Consider the following 18,313-nt stretch of genomic DNA (forward strand, 5'->3'; position numbering starts at 1 on the left):
CCTGACCACCGGTGGACCGGGCGGACGGGGCGTACTCATCGCCGCGCGCTCGGGGTACTCGCGTTCATGCAGCATGTGGGCTAGTTTCAGCCGGGTGAGCGAGGTGGCAAGCGTTCCCGTCGAGGCACAACTAGAGGCGTACCGGTCGGAGCTGACCGGCTACTGCTACCGGATGCTGGGTTCGGCCTTCGAAGCCGAGGACGCGGTGCAGGACACCTTCGTCCGGGCCTGGCGCAACTTCGACAAGTTCGAGGGGCGGTCCGCGCTGCGGACCTGGCTCTACCGGATCGCCACGAACGTCTGCCTCAGCATGGCCACCAGCGCGCAGCGCCGGGTCCGGCCGATGGACCTCGGCCCGGCGGGCGTCGGCACGGCCACCCATCCCGGCGAGCCGCGCCCGGAGCAGATCTGGGTCGGCCCGGCGCCCGACGACCGGGTCCTGCCCGAGGTCGCCGACCCGGCCGAGGTGGTCGCCGGCCGCGAGTCGGTGCGGCTGGCGTTCGTCGCGGCGTTGCAGCACCTGCCGCCGAAGCAGCGCGCCGTGCTGATCCTGCGCGAGGTGCTCGCCTGGTCCGCCCAGGAGGTCGCCGATCTGCTGGACACGTCGGTGGCGAGCGTCAACAGCGCGCTGCAGCGGGCGCGGGCCACGCTCGCCTCGGCCGACACCGAGGCCGACGCGCGCCGTCCGCTCGACGAGGAGCAGCAGGCGCTGCTCGCCCGCTACGTGCGCGCGTTCGAGGCGTACGACCTGACGGCGCTGACCGCGCTGCTGCACGAGGACGCGACGCTGTCGATGCCGCCGCTGCCGCTGTGGCTGCGCGGCCCCGCGCACATCGCGGACTGGATGGCCGGCACCGGCAGCGGCTGCCGCGGGTCCCGGCTGGTGCCGACGGCCGCCAACGGAATGCCCGCGTTCGGGCACTACCGGCGTGACCCCGACGGCTCAGGACATGTGCCGTGGGCGCTGATCGTCATCGGCGTCTCCGGCGGCCGGATCACGTCGCTCAACAACTTCCTCGACGTCGACCGCCTGTTCCCGCTGTTCGGGCTGCCCGACCGGCTGGAGGAGGGCGCCGGCCAGCCCGAGCAGGCCGGCCAGCTCGCGTAGGTCGTCGCCCGCCCCGCGTACCTCCAGCCCCCAGCCGAAGCGGCGCGCGGTCAGGCGCAGCCGCGCCAGCACCTCGACCGTGACCAGGTCGGGCGCGGCGACAGCGGACACGTCGCACACCACCACGCCCCGGTCTCGGCCGCGCAGCGCCTCGGCCAGTTCGGCGCAGCGGGCGGCGATGTCCGCGCGGGTCGGCGTCCCGCCGGCCAGGGAGAGCATGTGCGTGATCACACGCATTGGACCGGCGTACGTCCCGGCTCTCATCGGTACGCGCGTGCCGAACCGCGTGCAGTTACATCGACGTTAACTGCTATACCAATCATCGGTGCTCGGCTATATGATCCCGGTAGTTCACCCCGAAGCCTCACGAAACCGCAGCTCCCCGCACCCCTCGGGTCGAACTCCGCAAGCCAGGTGCCCCGCATCGTCGTGCCTGGCGACCGCCCGGCGTTGCGGTTCAACCTGCCGGAAAGGTGGGAACGGATGACAGGGATGCCGTCCTTGGTCATCGGCGTCGCGTCCTCGTCGGCCGAGCGACGGCAGCTCGCCCAGCTGCTCGGCGGCACCGAGGCGTTCCTGATCGTCTCCAGCGTCCACCAGGCCCGCCGCTTCCTCGACCTGGTCCGTCGTCCGTCCGGCCCGCCGCCGTCCCGGCCGCAACCCGCCGGTGAGTCGCCCGCTCCGTCGTCCGGCGCGTCCTCCGTCCCGTCGTCCGGGCTGGAGCTGGGTGTCGACTCCGACCGGCGGGTGCTGCGCTGGCGGGAGCGCGAGGTCGGCTTGACGCCGCTGGAGCACGACCTGCTGGTCTGCCTGGCCGGCACGCCCGGTCAGGTGTGGACGTACGCCCGGCTGCACCGCGCGGTCTGGGGCAACGACCACCTGGGGCGGGGCTCGGACATGCACTCGGTGGTACGCCGCATCCGGCGCAAGCTCGCCCGCCTCAACGTCCCCGCCACCATCCACGCCGTCCGAGGCGTCGGCTTCCGCCTGACCCCACCCTGACCCCGCCCTCCCCCACCCTGCCCCCGCCCCGCCCGCGCCCCGCGCCGCTGATCTTGCACTTGCGGCCCCTCGGGTGGGGCTTTTGTGCGCCTTGCCGGGGCGGTAAGTGCAAGATCGCGGGGGAGAGAGGGGGTGGCGTGGGGCGGCCCGCCCGGTGCGGGGCACCGGGCGGGCCGACTCATGTGTGTTTCGGGTCAGCAGCGGGTGGGGGAGAGGGTGAAGTCCTCCACCGTGGGCGTGCTGCTGTTGATCTTCGTTTGGCGCGTCTGGGGCTTCCAGCCGTCCTTCGCGACGATCAACGTGAGCGGGTTGTTGCGCCGGTCCATCCAGTAGGCGTACCGGCCCTCGGCGTCGGTCGTGAAGGTGTAGGAGTTCGCCCAGGAGTCGACCTGCACGGTCACGCCCGCCAGCGGCGCCGTCGCGCCCTGGCAGCTCTTGCCCGAGACCGTGCCGGACAGCTTGCCCCAGGTGGTCGGCGGCTGCGCGATCATGGTGACCGCCACCGGCTCCACCGTGTACGGGGTGTCCTCCTTGATCGCCACCGACGCCGAGTACGTGCCCGGCTGGTCGACGTTCGCCGTCATCGTGAGGGTGACGGTGACCTTCTCACCGGGCGCCAGCGTGACCTTCGACTTGTCGACGGTCAGCCAGCTCACGTCGGCGGCGGCCTCCGAGCACTCGGAGAAGCCGGGCAGGACCTCGCTGTCCTTGGTGGCCGTGAAGCTGCCCGACGAGCCGCCGATCTTGTAGAACCCGCAGGCCGCGCCACCCCGGTAACGGGGGGTGTTGGCGTTGGGCAGGTTCGCCCACGAGTTGGTCGCCGGGTCGAAGGCGAAGCCGGCGTTGGTGATGGCGCCGCCCTGCGACCCGCCGACGACCAGCAGCTTGCCGTTCGCCACCGCGTACGAGGAGGCCCAGCTGTCGGCCGGCGCGTCCGGGATGGCGGTCCAGGCGTTCGCGGACGGGTCGAAGGCGTACCCGGCCTTCTGCGACGTGGTGCCGTCGTTGCCGCCGGTGCAGTAGACGGTGCCGTCGATCCCGCCGCAGGACAGGAACGCCACCGACTTCGGGTACGCGGGCAGCGTCTCCCAGGCGTCCGCACCCGGGTCGTAGCGGACCACCGAGTTGGACATCGGCGTGCAGCTCGCGGTGGTGCAGCCGCCGATCGCGTACAACTTGCCGTCCGCGACCGCCTGGCCAGCCGCCGAGCGCGGCGCCGGGTTGTCGGCCTTGCGGGTCCAGGTGTTCGCCGCCGGGTCGTACGAGAAGGTGGCGGCGTCCGGTCCGGCGGCACCCCAGCCACCGGTGGCGACGATCTTCCCGTCGAGCACGCCGACCGTCATGGCGTTACGCGCGCCGGGCAGGTCGGCGATGCCGGTCCACGCCTGGGCGATCGGGTCGTACCGGTAGTTCTTGGCGCTCGACGTGGTGCCGTCGCCACCGGCGATGGAGTAGACCTTGCCGTCGACGCTGACGACCCGGTTGTCCATCACGTTCGACGGGTAGCCCGGGATGGTGGTCCACGGGTCCGCCTGCGGGGCCGCCGCCGCGCCGATCGCGGTGGACGACTTGCCGGACGAGCGGGCCGCGAACGACGTCGCGGCGGTCAGCCGCTGGACCGGCGCGCCGGTCGAGCCGAGCAGCGCCTGCTGGGACAACTGGGAACCGTCGGCCCGTTGCAGCACGAACCCGCCGTCGCGCTCACTGAACTCGGCGTTGACCGGCGCCCCGCCGGTGTTCGTCACGGTGAACGTCTTGCTGACCTTCCCGCTGGGCATCCGGACCGTGCCGGTGATCGAGGCCGGCTTCACCGACAGCCGGCCGGCGGCGAGCTGGAAGTTGGCCGCGGTGGCCCAGTCCTCCTCGACCGTGACCTGCTTGGTCTGGCTCACGTAGTTGCCCGCGCCGGCGGTGAACGGGTGCTTGCCGGTCAGCGACGAGAACATCCAGTAGAAGCCGTCGGGCAGTTCGGTGTCGTCAGGCGTGGCCACCGTGGTGGCCTTCTCCGCCGGGCGGTCCTTGCTGGTCACCGTGGCGCCGTTGACGTAGCTGTTGTCGTTCTTGTCGCGGACGTGGCCGAGCACCAGGCCGCCCTTGACCGGCTTGCAGACGAGCGTGCTGCCGATGAGGACGTTGTCGACCTGCCACCACCATTCCCAGCTGGCCTCGTAGTAGTGGAAGCGCACCCGCACCTGCGACTGGCCGGCCGCCTGCGGGATCGGCACCTCGGTCACCCGCGGGCCGCGCACGTCGGCCGCCTGCCGCAGCACGTTGCTCCACGTGGTGCCGCCGTCGAGGCTCAGGTCGACGTCCGCGCGGTCGCTGTTGAGCCAGTTGTAGTCCTGGTTGAACCGGATCACCGGCGTGGTCACGCCGGTGAGGTCGACGACCGGGCTGACCAGCGAGGTGTCCTGCTGCCCGCCGCTGCCGTAGTTGTCGCTGTCGATGATGGCGAAGTTGCCGCTGCCGCCGGTCAGGTTGCCGCGTTCACCGGCGTCGGTGAACTCCCAGACCTGGCCGGTGCCGGCGTTGTCCACCACGGTCCAGCCGTCCGGCACGCCCGTGCCGTCGAACGTCTCGTACTCGCCGTCGGAGCTGACGGTGTAGCCGGGGGCGGTGGTGCACGCCTCGGGGTTCGCCTGCACCGCGATGTTGGCGACAGCGTTGCCCGAGCCGACGGTGACCTCCTTGGTGGTGGTCAGGTAGCCGGCGTACTGCGGCTCGACAGTGAGCCGGTAGGTCGCCCCGGACGGCAGCGACAGGCTGTAGCGGCCGGTGGTGGGCGTGGTGTAGTCGGAGATCGGCGTGCCCTCGACGCTCACCTTCGCGTACAGCGGCCAGCCGTGCCCGGACCCGTCGGTGACCTGCCCGCTGACCGTCACGCTCGGCACCGCGGTGAGCGCGACGTCAAGCGTGGTGGTCGTGTTCGCGGTGACGGTCGCGGACAGCGTGCGCGTGGCGTACCCGAAGGTGGAGACGACGACCTGGTAGTCGCCGGCCGGCAGCAGCGAGGAGTACGTGCCGTCGGCGCCGGTGGTCAGCGTGCGGTCCGCCGCGCCGGACAGCGTGACGGTGGCGCCGGCGATGCCCGCGCCGGTGGCGGCGTCGGTGACCTTGCCGGCCAGCGTGCCGTTGTCCCCGATCGGGGCGGCGGCGAGCAGTGCGAGCGCGTCCAGCCGGCCCTCGCCGTAGACGTTGTTGTCGTCGGTGGTGCCGCCGCACTGGGTGTCACCCTTGTCGATCGCCGCGTCGTCGAGCAGCGCGCGGGTCGCCGGGACGTCGCCGACCAGGGTGGGCGCCGCCGACCAGAGCAGCGCGATCGCGCCGGCCAGGTGCGGCGCCGCCATCGAGGTGCCGCTGATGCTGGCGTACGAGTTGGTCGGCACGCTGGAGCGCACGTTGACGCCGGGCGCCGAGATGTTCGGCTTGATCTCGCCGTTCTGCCCGGTGCCCCGGGACGAGAAGCTGGCGATGTTGTTGTTGACGTCGTACGCGCCGGCCGAGTAGTTGCTGGCCAGGCTGCCCGGCGAGCCGCTGGTCTGGCAGGACGGGCCGTTGTTGCCGTTGGACCAGACGCCGAAGATGCCGGACGCGGTCCAGGCGTTCGTGACGTCCTCCATGAACGGCTCGTTCGACGGCGTCCTGGTGCCCCACGAGTTGTTGATGATGTTCGGCCGCTTGCTGGCGTCCGGGTTCTGCCCGTTGAGGTCGGTGGGCTCCAGCATCCACTGGCCGGAGGAGACCAGCGCGGCGTCGGACGGGCAGCACCCGTTCGCGGCGATCCACTTGACCTCGGGGGCGACACCGATCTGGTTGGCCCCGTCGGCGCCGGCCATGGTGCCCATGGTGTGCGTGCCGTGGCCGTCGGAGTCGCACGGCGCGGTGGCGCACTCGTCGGCCGCGTCGAACCAGTTGTAGTTGTGGTCGAAGGTGCCGTCACCGTTGTTGCCGCGGTACGAGTTCACCAGCGCCGGGTGGTCGAACTGGACGCCGCTGTCGATGCTGGCCACCGTGATGCCGGCGCCCTTGACGCCGTACTGGGACCAGACGTCGTCGGCGTTGATGTTGGCGATGCCCCACTCCAGCGCGTTCGCCGACTTCTCGTCGGTGCCCGGGATGGTCTCGGGGAGCTTGTACTCGATCGGCGCGTACAGGCCGTCCACCTCGGAGTGGGCGGCGAAGTTCTGCGCCATGGTCAGCGAGCCGTCGGTGACCTTGATGGCGTTGGTGGCCCAGAAGCTCTGGTACTTCGTGCCCGAGCGGTCCAGCTCGGCGCGGATCTTGGCCTGGCTCTCCGCGGCGGTCTTCTTCAGCGCCGCCGCGACGGCGGCGCCGCGCTCGTTCCAGTCCTTGATCGCGGCGGCCTTGCCCAGGTCCGCCTTGCCCGAGAAGTGGATCCAGAAGTCGCCCTCGCTCTTGCCCTCCAGCTGCCGGGTGAGTTCGGGGCGGATCTTGTCGCCGGCCGACGCGCCGGTACCCGTGCCGGCCTGTGCTCCAGTGCCGGTGGCGGCCAGCGCGGTCGCGGCGAGCACCAGGGCGGCGCCCGCGCTCACCAGCCGCCGGGCCGGGCCCCATCTGTGTGGACGTCTCAGCATCGGTGCTGCCTCCTGTTCCGATGACCCGCTGATGATCGAGCCATGGCAGAAGGGCCAGGAGACGCGCTCTCCCGACTGGTCGCACCGGTATTACCAGAACCCCCCAGGCCCCCTAGGTGTCCGTGCGGGTCTACGCCGGTCACCTGAATGGACACTATGATCGACATGAGGGAACGATCAATGACCGTACGTGAGCAACATGTCACCAACAGGCCCCCGGACCGGATGGCTTGTTGACAGTTTTTGTCACGGTGGGGCGCGGTGACGACTGACGGCACGAACGCGGCGAACTCCGGCACCGAGCCGCCGGAGCGGCCCTTCTCGCTCGTCATCGGCGTGACGTCGTCCCCGGCCGAACGGCTGCGGCTGACCGAGCTGCTCGACGGCGTCGCGCCACTGTTGATGGTCGCCGATCTGGACGAGCTGCGCGAGTTGATCACAGCGGACGCGCCGGACCCGGCCGGCGCGCCGGGTCCGCCCGTACCCGAGCCGAAGCCCGCGCCGGACGGCGCGCTGGTGATCGACGCAGCGCGCTCCACCGCCCGGTGGGGCGACCGCGAGACCGCCCTGACCCGGCTGGAGCGCGACCTGCTGACCTGCCTGACCGCCGAGCCGGTACGGGTGTGGAGCTACGCCGAGCTGCACCGGGCGGTCTGGCGCGACGCCCCGACGCACGGCCGGGCCGACGTGCAGTCCCTGGTGAAGCGGTTGCGACGCAAGCTCGACGAGCTGGGCACCGGCGTCACCATCGCGGCGGTACGCGGCGTCGGCCTGCGGCTCACCGACCACCGCCACCCCCGGGTGCGGGGCGACTGAACGCCGCGGCGGCCGGACGGCGGAACCCGTGGTCCGATCGGAGGAGCGGGCCTGCCGGTGTGGCCGGAATTGATGGCGACCGGTCGATTACCGGTGCGGCACGTATCGCGAAATGTCTTTGCCTCCTACGGTGGCGTCCGGCACGCGGACGGAGGGACCCGGGAATCACCCGAGGGGGGCCGTCCCGGCGGACAGGGAGAGTCATCTCGATGCGAGTTTGGAGTCGCGCGGTGGCGGTCATCGCCGCCGGCGCGGTCGTGGTGGTGGGCGTACCGGCGCTCGCCGGCACCGTCGTCGTGCGGGACGCCGGCGCGGCCGGCCGGACCGGCGCCCAGGCGACCGGGAGCAGCGCCGCGCTCGGCGCCGCGCGTACCACCGCCACCCGGGCGCTGGTCACCCCCGGGGACACCCGGCTGATGCCGACCACGCCCCGCACCGACACGCCGCGGATCACCAACGGCGAGATCACCGACATCGAGGTGATCGGCAACCGGGTCTTCATCGCCGGCACGTTCACCTCGATCGCGAACGTCGGCGGGTCCGCGATCGCGCAAAAGTCCCTGGCGTCGTACAACCTGGACACCGGCAAGGTGGACACCGCGTTCAAGCCGGTCATCGACGGCGCGGTCGCCGCGGTGGAGGCGTCACCGGACGGCTCGTCGCTCTACATCGCCGGCACGTTCAACACGATCAACGGCGTCACCAAGCGCAAGATCGCCCGGCTGAACCCGACCACCGGCGCGCCGATCGCCGCGTTCACCGCCACCGCCAACGCGCGGGCCACCGCGCTCGCCGTGAGCGGCAACGCGGTCTACGTCGGCGGTCAGTTCGCGACCGTCAACGGGGTCAGCCGCAGCGGCCTGGCCGCCCTCAACCCCACCACGGGCGCCGTCGACACCGGCTTCAACCTGCCGCTGACCGGCGGCATCGGCGTCGGCGGCATGCTCACCGTGCAGCAGCTCAAGCTCACCCACGACCGCAGCAAGCTGCTCGTCGTGCACACCGGCCGCCAGATCGCCGGCCAGGACCGCTACGGCGTGGCCCTGATCGGTACGGCCAGCAAGGCGCTGCTGCCCTGGCGTACCCGGCTGTGGGAGGACAACCTCTCCTTCGTCGGCGGCATCCAGCGCGTCTTCGCCGGTGACATCGCGCCGGACGACTCGTACTTCGTGGTCACCAGCGGCTCCGGCGGCGACCGGCCGCCGATCAACGACACCGCCATCGCGTACCCGCTGACCGGGAACGACCACGTCGAGCCGCTCTGGATCTCGCGGCACTTCGACAGCATCTACTCGGTCGCGATCACCGACACCGCCGTCTACGTCGGCGGGCACTTCAGCTGGCAGGAGTCGCCCACGTCGAACGTGCCGTGGCCCGGCCTGGACAACGTCGGCTACGGCACCGGCCAGGGACTCAGCGGCTACGGCCTCGGCGACCAGGTGGTCCGCCGCGACCACCTCGGCGCGCTGGACCCGCTCACCGGCACCGCGCTGGAGTGGAACCCCGGCTCCAACTCGTACGAGGGCGAGAAGGCGATGCTCGCCACCTCGCGCGGCCTGCTCGTCGGCGGTGACGGCAACGTCAAGGGCGGCAAGACCACCGGCCGGGTGGCCTTCTTCGACCTCTCCAAGGAGCCCGCGCCCACGCCGCTGGACACCACAGTCACCACGCCGATCGAGGGCGCGGTGAAGCCGGCCGGCGAGGAGTTCACCATCAGCGGCCAGGCGCTCGCCCCCGCCGGAGTGGCCCGCGTCCAGCTGGAGATCCAGGACCGCAACAGTGGCAAGTACCTCCAGGCCGACATGACCACCTGGGGCGCGTTCAAGGCGATCAACACGACGCTCGCCGCGCCGAACGCCACCTCCACCACGTGGAGCCTGCCGGTGACGCTGCCGGCCGGCGTCTACCAGTTGCAGGCCAAGACGTTCGACCGCAACGGTGCCGGCGACACCACAAAGGCGGTCAAGAAGATCGAGACGTTCCGCTTCGACGACCTGCCGCCGTCGACCCGGATCAGCTCACCGTCGGCCGGCCTGCTCGCCACGCAGACGTTCGTGGCCTCCGGCACCGCCACCGACGACAAGGGTGTCAACTCGCTGATCTACTCGTTCCGCACGCCGGACAACAGGTACCTGCAGGACGACGGCACCGTCGCCGCCGTCTACAACACGTTCCGCGGCGAGCCGGACGTGATCGGCGCGACGTCCACCACCTGGCAGTACGAGGTCACGCTGCCCACCGAGGGACAGTGGAAGATGACCGCCACCGCCGTCGACACCACCGGGCAGAGCGACCTGCGCGGCGACACCCGCGACTGGACCGTCTCCGCCAACGGCGTACCGCCGACCGTGGCGATCACCTCGCCGGTGGCGATGACCCCGCCGGGCAACCCGGCGCCGCTCACCGTCGCGCCCGGCGGCACGATCACGTTCGCCGGTACGGCGAACGACGACGACGCGCTCAAGTCGGTGGAGATCTACCTGCGCAACAACACCACCCGCGAGGCGCTCGCCACCGACGGCACGTGGGGCGCCGACTCGGTCGCCGGCTACCACCGGATCTCCCCGGCCAACCTCGACGCCGCGACGTTCGACTGGGCGTTCACCACCGTGCCGCTGACCCCGGGCGTCTACGACTTCCGGGTACGCGCCACCGACAAGCTCGGCCTGACCACCTCCAGCAACAACATGGGCCGGCTCACCGTCACCGCTCAGGTGCCCGGCGACGCCTTCCCCAACGGGTTGCTCAGCTTCACCGGCACCAACCAGGACATCGACCAGCTGCACCTGGACCTGGCCGGCACCGCCACCGACGACAAGGGGGTACGGGCGGTCCGGATCGCGCTGCGCGACCTGGACACCGGCCGGTACGTGCAGCCAAACGGCACCATGGCCGCCGCGTTCGCCACTGTCGACGCGACGCTCGCCTCGCCCGGCGCGACCAGCACCGCGTTCACGCTCTCGATCGACCTGCCCACCCGGGGCACGTACAGCGTCGAGGCGTGGGCCGTGGACACCGCCGGCCAGCAGGACAACTCGACCAGCGGCGCGACCGCCCGCTACCTGGTCTACCCGGGTGACACCGACCCGACGCTGGAGCCGAGCATCACGCCGGTCGAGGGACAGGCGTACACCGGCGGCCGGATCGTGATCACCGGCCGGGCCGTGGACGACGGCGGGATGCAGAAGGTCGAGGTGCAGATCGGCAACAGCGCCGGGCAGGGCATGAACTCGGCCGGCACGTTCGGCCGGGCGGGCGCGCCGACCAGCTGGCCGTGGATCGCCACGTTCCTCACCAGCCCGGGCTCGCCGGGGTCGAACTTCGCGTACACGTCGCCGGTGATCCCGGCCGGCACGTACACGGTGACGATCCGCGGCATGGACAACCGGGGGCAGTACCAGCAGCCACCCCGTACCGTCACGGTGACCGTCACCGACTGACCGGACGGCCTCGCGGGCCGGTCCGCGCCGGGTCTCCCGGCGCCGGGCCGGCCCGTGCCCGTTCTCAGGGGCGGATCAGGCACATCCCGGCAACGGCCGGCCGGTCCATGGTGGCCAGCGCGTCCGGCGCGGCGTCCAGGTCGATGGTGCGGGTGACCAGGTCGGCCGGGCGCAGCACCCCGGCGGTGACCAGCCGCAGCATCTCCGGGTACGCGTGGGCCGGCATGCCGTGGCTGCCGAGCAGCTCCAGCTCGTACGCGATCACCAGGTCCATCGGCAGCGCCGGGCGTCCCTGCGCGGCGGGCAGCAGCCCGACCTGCACGTGCCGGCCGCGCCGGCGCAGGCCCTCGATCGACGCCACGCAGGTGGCGTGAGCGCCCAGCGCGTCCAGCGACAGGTGCGCGCCCCCGCCGGTGGCGTCCCGGATCGCGGCGGCCACCTCGGCGGGACCGCCCAGCGTGCTCGCGTCCACGCAGACAGCGGCGCCGCTGCGGCGGGCCAGTTCCAGCGCGCCGGGCGACACGTCCACCGCCACCACCCGTGCCCCGCTCGCCGCCGCGATCATCACGGCGGACAGGCCGACGCCGCCGCAGCCGTGCACCGCCACCCACTCACCGGCGGCCACCCGGCCCTGCGCGATCACGGCCCGGAACGCGGTGGCGAACCGGCAGCCGAGCGCGGCGGCGGCCGCCTCGTCCAGCTCGTCCGGCAGCCGGACCAGGTTCACGTCGGCGTGCCGTACCGCGACCAGCTCGGCGAACGAGCCCCAGCCGGTGAAGCCCGGCTGGGTCTGCCGCTCGCAGACCTGCTGGTCGCCCGCGAGACACGACGGGCACCGCCCGCACGCGCAGACGAACGGCGCGGTGACCCGGTCGCCGGGCCGCCAGCCGCGTACGTCCGCGCCGGCCGCCACGACGACGCCGGCGAACTCGTGCCCCGGCACGTGCGGCAGGCGGATGTCCGGGTCGTGGCCCTGCCAGCCGTGCCAGTCGCTGCGGCACAACCCGGTAGCGCCGACCCGGACGACCACCCCGTCCGCCGCCGGCACCGGATCATCCACCCGGCAAACCTCCGGCCGCACCCCGAACCGCTCGAACACCACAGCACGCATGCCCCCGATCCTCACACCCCCACCCCGCGCCCCCTCCCGCCCCCTCCCCGCTCCCGCGATCTTGCACTTGCGGGCCGGTAGATGTCCTGAATGCCCCATCTGACCGGGTGGAAAGTGCAAGATCGCCGGCGAGGGCCGGTGCCAGCCTCGCCTTCCCGTCCCAGGCGCGTCGGGTCTCCCATGGCCCGAGATCCGTGGTCCGTATCCCGGGAGCAGTCGTAGATCTTGGTACGAGAGCGCCCCCATGGGGGCCGTTTCGTACCAAGATCTACGGGTGGTTCGGGGCGCCGAGGCGAGGGAGGGCGCGCGGGGCGGCTCGAGTCGGCGAACCAGGGAGCTCGGGGCGGGATGGGCTCTCACGCCCGGCCCCTCCCTTCCCGGTGATCAAGGAGTTTGTGTCCTTGTCGGGGCGGTGCCAGTCCGCAAACTCCTTGATCAACGCGCAAGACGCGGGGGAGGGAGCGGGCGGGTGGGTTACAGGCGGTGGCCCTGGGGGTCTCGGGCGGTGATGCCGTCCAGGCGGGTTCCCGGAGTCAGGGTCTTCGGGTCGAACCAGAAGATCACCACCTGGGGGTCCTCGCTCCACCTGGCCAGCTTCGCCTCGACCTGCCGGCCGTCGACTGTCCCGACGATGCGGGCCGCCGGCCCGACGAAGTAGCCGAACGTCGGTACCGACGTGTCGGTGGGCGCCCGCTGCTGGTCGTACCCGATCTCGTGGAACCCCGCCCGGCGGTCGCTGCCGGTCACGTCGTTCACCAGGAAGTCGGAGGTCAGGTGGCCGTCCGGCGCGCGGCGGCCGGCGACCAGGCCGATCGTCACACGCGGCAGTTCCGGCACGTCGATCGGGACCATGAAGAACACGCGCGCGTCGGCGCCGTACCGGATGCCGCTGTCCACGACGGTCCCGAGCGGTTGTAGCGGCGACTGGGTCGGGGCCGGCGCGGCCGTCGGCGTGGGCGCTGGAGGGCCGGCGGACGCGGTGGCGGCTGGCTCCCCGCCCGGGAGGTTCGGCGGGCCGGGCCGCGTCGCCACGGCCTCGACGCCGAACGCCACGGCGAGCACCGCCGTCATCGCCGCCACGGCTGCGCCGGCCCGCCGCCGCCGGCGCAGCCGCCGCCCCCGGCGCATGATGTCGTCGAGGTCCAGACCACCGGCCCGCTCGGTCGCCCGCATGGCCCGGCGCAGCTCGTCCATCTCGGTCACCGGCACGTCTCCTGCGGTCGGGGCGCGGACAGGCCGGCGGTACGCAGCTTCTCCAGCGCCCGGGACGAGGTGCTCTTGACGGTGCCGACGGACACGTCGAGTTCGCGGGCCACCTGGGCCTCCGGCAGGTCGAAGTAGTGACGCAGGACGACGACGGCGCGTTCCCGCGCGGTGAGCGTGCCGAGCGCGGTGACCAGCCACCGCCGCGTCGCCACCTCCTCGGCCAGGTCGCCGCCGCTTCGCTCCGGGAGGTCGTCGCTCGGGTACTCGCGGATCGGCCGCCGCCAGGTGTCGACGAGGTGGTTCACCAGCACCGACCGGGCGTAGCCGTACGGGTCGCCGTTGCGGATCCGGGACCAGGACGCGTACGTGCGCACGAGCGCGGTCTGCGCGGCGTCCTCGGCGTGGTGGTGGTTGCCGGTCATGAGGAAGGCGGCGTGCGTCAGCCGCCCGGAGCACGCCCGCGCGAACTCGACGAACTCCGCGTCACCCCGGGCCATGCCGGTCCTCTGCACCTCTCACCCCGGTAGGGACGTGCGGGCAGCGGAAAAGGTTGAGTCCCCGCCGCACCAACTTTCGCGACGGGCCACCCGTCCTCATCCCCGTGCCCCCGACCGGGCACCGAGGGGAGTCGAGATGACCAGGACCGTGGACCGGACACGCGGTGGCGCGGCGGTGTTCGCGCTGGCGGTGGCGCTGGCCGGCTGCACACCGGCAGTGGCCGACCAGCCCGCAGCCACGCCGTCCGAGCCGGCCGGGCCGTCCGCTGCCGCGCCGGCCGCGTCGGCGGCGGCGCCCGTCCGGCCCCGGCCGGCGCGGATCGGCTATCCCGCCGAGGGCGGCAACCGGTGGCGGTTCGCTGCCGCCGAGCCGGCCACCACAGGGGGTACGGGCCGGCTGCTGCGCTACCGGGTGGCGGTGGAGCGCGACATCACGGGTCTGCCAGCGGCCGACTTCGGGGCGCAGGTCACCGGCATCCTCGCCGGCCCGGGTGGCTGGACGACCGACGGGCGGATCGCCCTGCGTCGCGTCGGTGCCGACGGGCCCGCCGACTTCACCGTCTACCTCGCCACCCCCGGCACGCGCGACGACCTGTGCGGGGACGGGCTGGACCGGTACACGTCCTGCCGTAACGGGGACCGGGTCGTGGTGAATGTGGCCCGCTGGGTGCTCGGCGCGCCCGCGTACGGCAGCGACCTCGCCGCGTACCGCCGGTACGTGGTCAACCACGAGGTCGGCCACCGCCTGGGTCACGGGCACGAGCGCTGCCCGGGGCGGGGCCGCCCGGCGCCGGTGATGCAGCAGCAGACGCTCGGCCTGCACGGCTGCACCCCGAACCCGCTGCCGTTCCTGCGTGGCGAGCGGTACGCGGGCCGCTCCGGCGTGTACGACGATCGCCTGCCCCCGCCGGAGGGCGGCCGGCCGGGCTGAGGTCCGGGTCCGCGCGGCCGGGCACGCGCAGCCCGGCCGCGCAGGCGGATCCACGCCGGCGTTCAGAACAGCGTGGCCGGGCCGACCGGCTCCGGCTCCGGCAGCGGCGCGAGCCCGGGCACGCGCTCGCGGACCTGGTCGTGGAAGCGGCGGGCCAGCTCGGGCGCGTCCGCGTTGTCCGGTGTGTGCACGAACACCGTCGGCGAGCGGCCCTCCCGCAGCCAGCCGGTGACCACGTCCAGCCACTGCTGCCAGCCCTCGACGGTGCGGGCCGGGTCGTCGCGGCCCAGGTAGCGCACGATCGGCCGGTCGGTCAGCGCCCGGGTACGCAGCGGTAGGCGCGGTTTGCGCGTCCACGCCTCCCGCTCCGCGTCGCTGGTGGGCGGCGTACGGAAGAACGCGGTGGTGTCGAACGGCACCCACTCCGCGCCGTGCCGGTGCAGCGTGGCCTCCAGCGCGCGTACCGCGCCGGGCTCGGTGAAGAAGGCGGGGTGGCGGACCTCGACGGCGTACCTGTGGGTGTCGGGCAGCGTGCGCAGGAACCGGTCGAGGTCGGGCACGTCGCCGGGGCCGAACGAGCCGGGCAGCTGGATCCAGAGCGCGTCCGCCCGGGGCCCGAGCGGCTCCATCGCGTGCAGGAACGCGCGCAGCGCCGCCTCGCCGCCGGTGAGCCGGTGCTCGTGCGTCACCGCCTTCGGCAGCTTCGGCAGGAAGCGGAAGGCCGGGCCGGTCTGCTCGGCCCAGGACGCCACCGTCTCCCGGGCCGGGGTCGCGTAGAACGTGGTGTTGCCCTCCACGGCGTCGCACCACCCGGCGTACGCGCGCAGCCGCTCGTGCGCGGGCAGCGGATGCGGCAGGAAGCGGCCGGACCAGGACCTGTGCGTCCACATGGCACAGCCGACGTGCAGGCGCGGCCCGGTCACCGGTAGGGCCAGCTCGTCGAGTCGCCGCGCTGCGCCGCCTCCCGGTTCCATTTCCGGGTGAAGTACAGCGCGAGGCAGCCGAGCCCGGCGAGGACCGGGGCGAGCAGCATGAGCAGCAGTCCGGCGCCGAGCCGGAACCGGTCGCTCTGGATGCCCTCGGCGGTGGTCAGCGCGAACGCCTCCGCGCCGGCGCCGGTGCAGCTCACGAAGTCGGTGCCCATCCAGCCGATGCCGTCGGTGGCCAGCACCGGAGTGAACTGCCGCGGGTCGCCGCGGTCGCGCATCACCGCCGCGGTCCCCTCGGGCCGGGCCCCGGTCAGCTCCCTGGTCCGCTGCTCGCCGGTGGAGTAGACCCGGCTCTTCGCGGTGCACCGCACGGTGGCGGGGTCGACTGTGGCCGGGGTGGCGAGGATCAGGATGTTGCCGGGGCGTACGCCGGTGTCCCGCACCTTGATCTCGGCGCCGGGGGCGAACTCGGCGGCGGCGGAGAAGGTCGACGCGGCCGCGAACGGACCCGTCTGGGTCAGCAGTGCGAGGCCGAGGAACCCGGCCAGCAGGAATCCGCCCGCGCCGACGAAGATCCACATGGCGACCACGGCGCGGAAGCGCCGCACGAGCGGGCTCACCGGACGCGGTCCATGTCGCAGGCGCCGTCGGTGACCTGCCCCCGGTCGGAGGAGTACACGCTGCGCTTGGCACCGCAAGAGGCGAGTGAGAGGGCCCCTGTCGCCAGCGCCGCCGTCAGACCGGTCCTTCTCCGTCGCATCCGTCCTCCTCGCGCTCGCGCCGCGGCGGGCCGGGGCCGCCCGGTCGCCGCGACCACGGTAGCCGGGCCGGTCAGCGACGTCGGATCGGGCCGCGTCAGGGCCGCTCCACCCGTACCGGGTCGCCGCGCACGAGGTCGTCGTGGATCCGCCAGCGGGCGTCGACGCCCGCGCGCCGGGCCGCGTCGTCGTCGGCGGCGATCCGCTGTCGCAGCAGCTCGACCGCGATCCGGCGGTTGAGGTGCAGGTGCCGTTCGGTGTCCACCACCACGGTCCGGCCGGACGGCCGGTGCGTGGCCCGGACGGCGGTGCTGGCCTTGTTGCGGTGCTGACCGCCCGGCCCGCCGGTGCGGCACGGCACGAACTCGACGTCCGCCTCGTGGAACGGCGTGACCACCACGTCGGTCCGGCACGGGCGCGCGGTGACGTACCAGTTCTTGCGCCCGTGGCCGGTCCGGTACGGGCTGGGCGCCTGCCAGCAGAGCGTGCCGGTCCACCCGGCCGCGAACGCCTCCGCCCCGGCGCCGGTGATCCGGACCAGCACCGACCGGTAGGTGCCGGCCCGGTCGCCGGGCACCGTCTCGACCCGCGCGGTACGCAGACCCCGCCGGGCCGCCTCGGCCTCCAGGCGGGACAGCAGCCGGGCCAGCGCCCACGCGCACTCGGCGGGTCCGCGCCCGGCGGACAGCAGCAGCTCGGTCACCGGCGGCCCTTGCGGCCCACGTCCGGCGTCTTGTAGGTGACGAGCGGAACCGTGGTGGTGACCGGGGTGGCGAGGTCGTGCGTCACCAGGTCGCCGACGACCTGCTCGATGCGCTTGTACGCGGTGGGCGCCTCCTCGAACAGCAACTGCCGGTCGCCGCACACCACTATCGAGCCGACCGGCGTACGCCGCAGCTCCTCGACGGTGTGCTTGGCCCGGCCCCGGCGCAGCGCGTCGGCGCGGGACATCTTGCGCCCGGCGCCGTGCGCCACCGAGTAGCCGGCGTCCGGCCCGGCGTGCGCGGCCACCAGATAGGAGGGCGTGCCACGGGTGCCGGCGATCAGCACGTCCCGCCCGTCGCCCGGCGCCGCGCCCTTGCGGTGCAGGTAGCGCCCGTCGCGGATCTCGACCAGGTTGTGGCACTGGTCGACGACCGGCTCGGTGGGTTCGGCGCCGAGCGCGTACGCGACCCGCGCGGCCAGCAGCCGCCGGTTGAGCGACCCCCAGCGCACCGCCGCGTCGTGCCGGGTCAGGTAGGCGTCCGGGTCGGGCGCGGGACCGGCGCCGTGCGTCTCGGTGTGCTCGCGCAGGATCCGTTCGCCCAGCCCACGTGATCCGGAGTGCACCACGAGCACCAGGTCACCGGCGTCCAGCCCGAGCCGCGTGGCGTGCTCCGCCGCGAGGATCGGCCCGACGCGGGCCAGTTCGACGAAGTGGTTGCCGCGCCCGACGGTGCCGAGCCCGTCGAGGTGCCCGGCCGGGATGTCGCCGTCCAGCACCGACCACGCCGGGTCGTCGGCGTCCGGGTCGAGCGCCCGGTCCAGGTCGGGGAACCGGGCCGCGAGCCGTTCCGGTACGACCCGGCGCAGCGCGATCGGGAACACCGCGATGCCGCACCCGATGTCGGAGCCGACCAGGAACGGATACAGCACCGTGGAGGACATCGCGGCGCCGATCGGCGCGCCCTTGCCGGGGTGCAGGTCGGGCATGGCGGCGACGTGCGCCATGCCGTCCAGGGCGGCGACCTGACGGCACTGGTCGAGCGCGGCGGACTCGATCCAGCTGCCGGGGGAGGAGAAGACGGAGACGGTGGCGGGCACGACGGCCCGCCCGGAGGGGTACGCGGACACAGACGCTCGTTTCTGCGGAAAGAGAGAGGCCGGGGAACGGCAGGCGGCGAGGAGGGGCCTGCGGGCGGGGTGTGATCCGTCAGAACG

At 73.1% G+C, this 18,313-nt stretch carries 13 protein-coding genes and 1 pseudogene; 5 read left to right on the forward strand and 9 right to left on the reverse strand.

The features are described from left to right. The first annotated feature begins 73 nt into the window (after positions 1-73). Positions 74-1,108 carry a sigma-70 family RNA polymerase sigma factor gene (locus A4R25_RS17655; RefSeq protein ID WP_064447444.1) on the forward strand — a complete coding sequence of 345 codons (1,035 nt, stop codon included), beginning with the start codon at positions 74-76 and terminating at the stop codon, positions 1,106-1,108. 30 nt (positions 1,109-1,138) lie between these two features. Here A4R25_RS17655 and A4R25_RS31850 read toward each other — a convergent pair. Beyond that, positions 1,139-1,372, reverse strand: a pseudogene (locus tag A4R25_RS31850) (hypothetical protein); the annotation flags it as partial. A gap of 219 nt (positions 1,373-1,591) precedes the next feature. Between A4R25_RS31850 and A4R25_RS17660 the strand changes: the two are divergent. Further along, positions 1,592-2,110 carry a winged helix-turn-helix domain-containing protein gene (locus A4R25_RS17660; protein WP_064447537.1) on the forward strand — a complete coding sequence of 173 codons (519 nt, stop codon included), beginning with the start codon at positions 1,592-1,594 and terminating at the stop codon, positions 2,108-2,110. Between the two features lie 194 nt (positions 2,111-2,304). Here A4R25_RS17660 and A4R25_RS17665 read toward each other — a convergent pair whose 3' ends face one another. Then, the gene (locus tag A4R25_RS17665; RefSeq protein WP_064447445.1) at positions 2,305-6,705 is read right to left on the reverse strand and encodes a S8 family serine peptidase; all 4,401 of its coding nucleotides are present in this window, start codon (positions 6,703-6,705) and stop codon (positions 2,305-2,307) included. 261 nt (positions 6,706-6,966) lie between these two features. Between A4R25_RS17665 and A4R25_RS17670 the strand changes: the two genes are divergently transcribed. Beyond that, complete coding sequence (locus A4R25_RS17670; protein ID WP_064447446.1) at positions 6,967-7,521, forward strand: winged helix-turn-helix domain-containing protein; 555 nt, start codon at positions 6,967-6,969, stop codon at positions 7,519-7,521. A gap of 209 nt (positions 7,522-7,730) precedes the next feature. Further along, positions 7,731-10,961 carry an Ig-like domain-containing protein gene (locus A4R25_RS17675; RefSeq protein ID WP_064447447.1) on the forward strand — a complete coding sequence of 1,077 codons (3,231 nt, stop codon included), beginning with the start codon at positions 7,731-7,733 and terminating at the stop codon, positions 10,959-10,961. A 64-nt stretch (positions 10,962-11,025) separates the two neighbouring features. On the opposite strand, the gene A4R25_RS17680 is transcribed toward A4R25_RS17675, so the two are convergent. The 3 genes from A4R25_RS17680 to A4R25_RS17690 form a co-directional block, all read right to left on the reverse strand. After that, positions 11,026-12,072: a zinc-dependent alcohol dehydrogenase family protein gene (locus A4R25_RS17680; RefSeq protein ID WP_064447448.1), complete on the reverse strand. Its 1,047-nt coding sequence runs from the start codon at positions 12,070-12,072 to the stop codon at positions 11,026-11,028. Positions 12,073-12,546: 474 nt separating this feature from the next. Beyond that, entirely contained in the window at positions 12,547-13,266 is a 720-nt protein-coding gene (locus tag A4R25_RS17685) for a hypothetical protein (RefSeq protein WP_304441235.1), read from the reverse strand. 5 nt (positions 13,267-13,271) lie between these two features. Next, positions 13,272-13,775 carry a SigE family RNA polymerase sigma factor gene (locus tag A4R25_RS17690; protein WP_043325145.1) on the reverse strand — a complete coding sequence of 168 codons (504 nt, stop codon included), beginning with the start codon at positions 13,773-13,775 and terminating at the stop codon, positions 13,272-13,274. 136 nt (positions 13,776-13,911) lie between these two features. On the opposite strand from A4R25_RS17690, the gene A4R25_RS17695 reads away from it, so the two are divergent. Continuing rightward, positions 13,912-14,706 carry a DUF3152 domain-containing protein gene (locus A4R25_RS17695; protein ID WP_064447449.1) on the forward strand — a complete coding sequence of 265 codons (795 nt, stop codon included), beginning with the start codon at positions 13,912-13,914 and terminating at the stop codon, positions 14,704-14,706. A gap of 62 nt (positions 14,707-14,768) precedes the next feature. Here A4R25_RS17695 and A4R25_RS17700 read toward each other — a convergent pair whose 3' ends face one another. From A4R25_RS17700 to A4R25_RS17715, 4 genes are all read right to left on the reverse strand, one after another. Then, positions 14,769-15,596, reverse strand: coding sequence for a DUF72 domain-containing protein (locus A4R25_RS17700; protein WP_064447539.1), 828 nt, complete (start codon positions 15,594-15,596; stop codon positions 14,769-14,771). 29 nt (positions 15,597-15,625) lie between these two features. After that, on the reverse strand, positions 15,626-16,255 hold the full coding sequence (locus tag A4R25_RS17705) for a hypothetical protein (protein WP_064447450.1): 630 nt from the start codon (positions 16,253-16,255) through the stop codon (positions 15,626-15,628). 235 nt (positions 16,256-16,490) lie between these two features. Beyond that, entirely contained in the window at positions 16,491-17,096 is a 606-nt protein-coding gene (prfH, locus tag A4R25_RS17710) for a peptide chain release factor H (RefSeq protein ID WP_064447451.1), read from the reverse strand. Next, on the reverse strand, positions 17,093-18,226 hold the full coding sequence (locus A4R25_RS17715; RefSeq protein WP_064447452.1) for an RNA ligase RtcB family protein: 1,134 nt from the start codon (positions 18,224-18,226) through the stop codon (positions 17,093-17,095). The genes prfH and A4R25_RS17715 overlap by 4 nt, the downstream gene beginning before the upstream one ends. Positions 18,227-18,313: the final 87 nt, after the last annotated feature.

The sequence above is a fragment of the Micromonospora sp. NBRC 110037 genome, from assembly GCF_001652995.1.
Taxonomy (GTDB): Bacteria; Actinomycetota; Actinomycetes; order Mycobacteriales; family Micromonosporaceae; genus Micromonospora; species Micromonospora chalcea.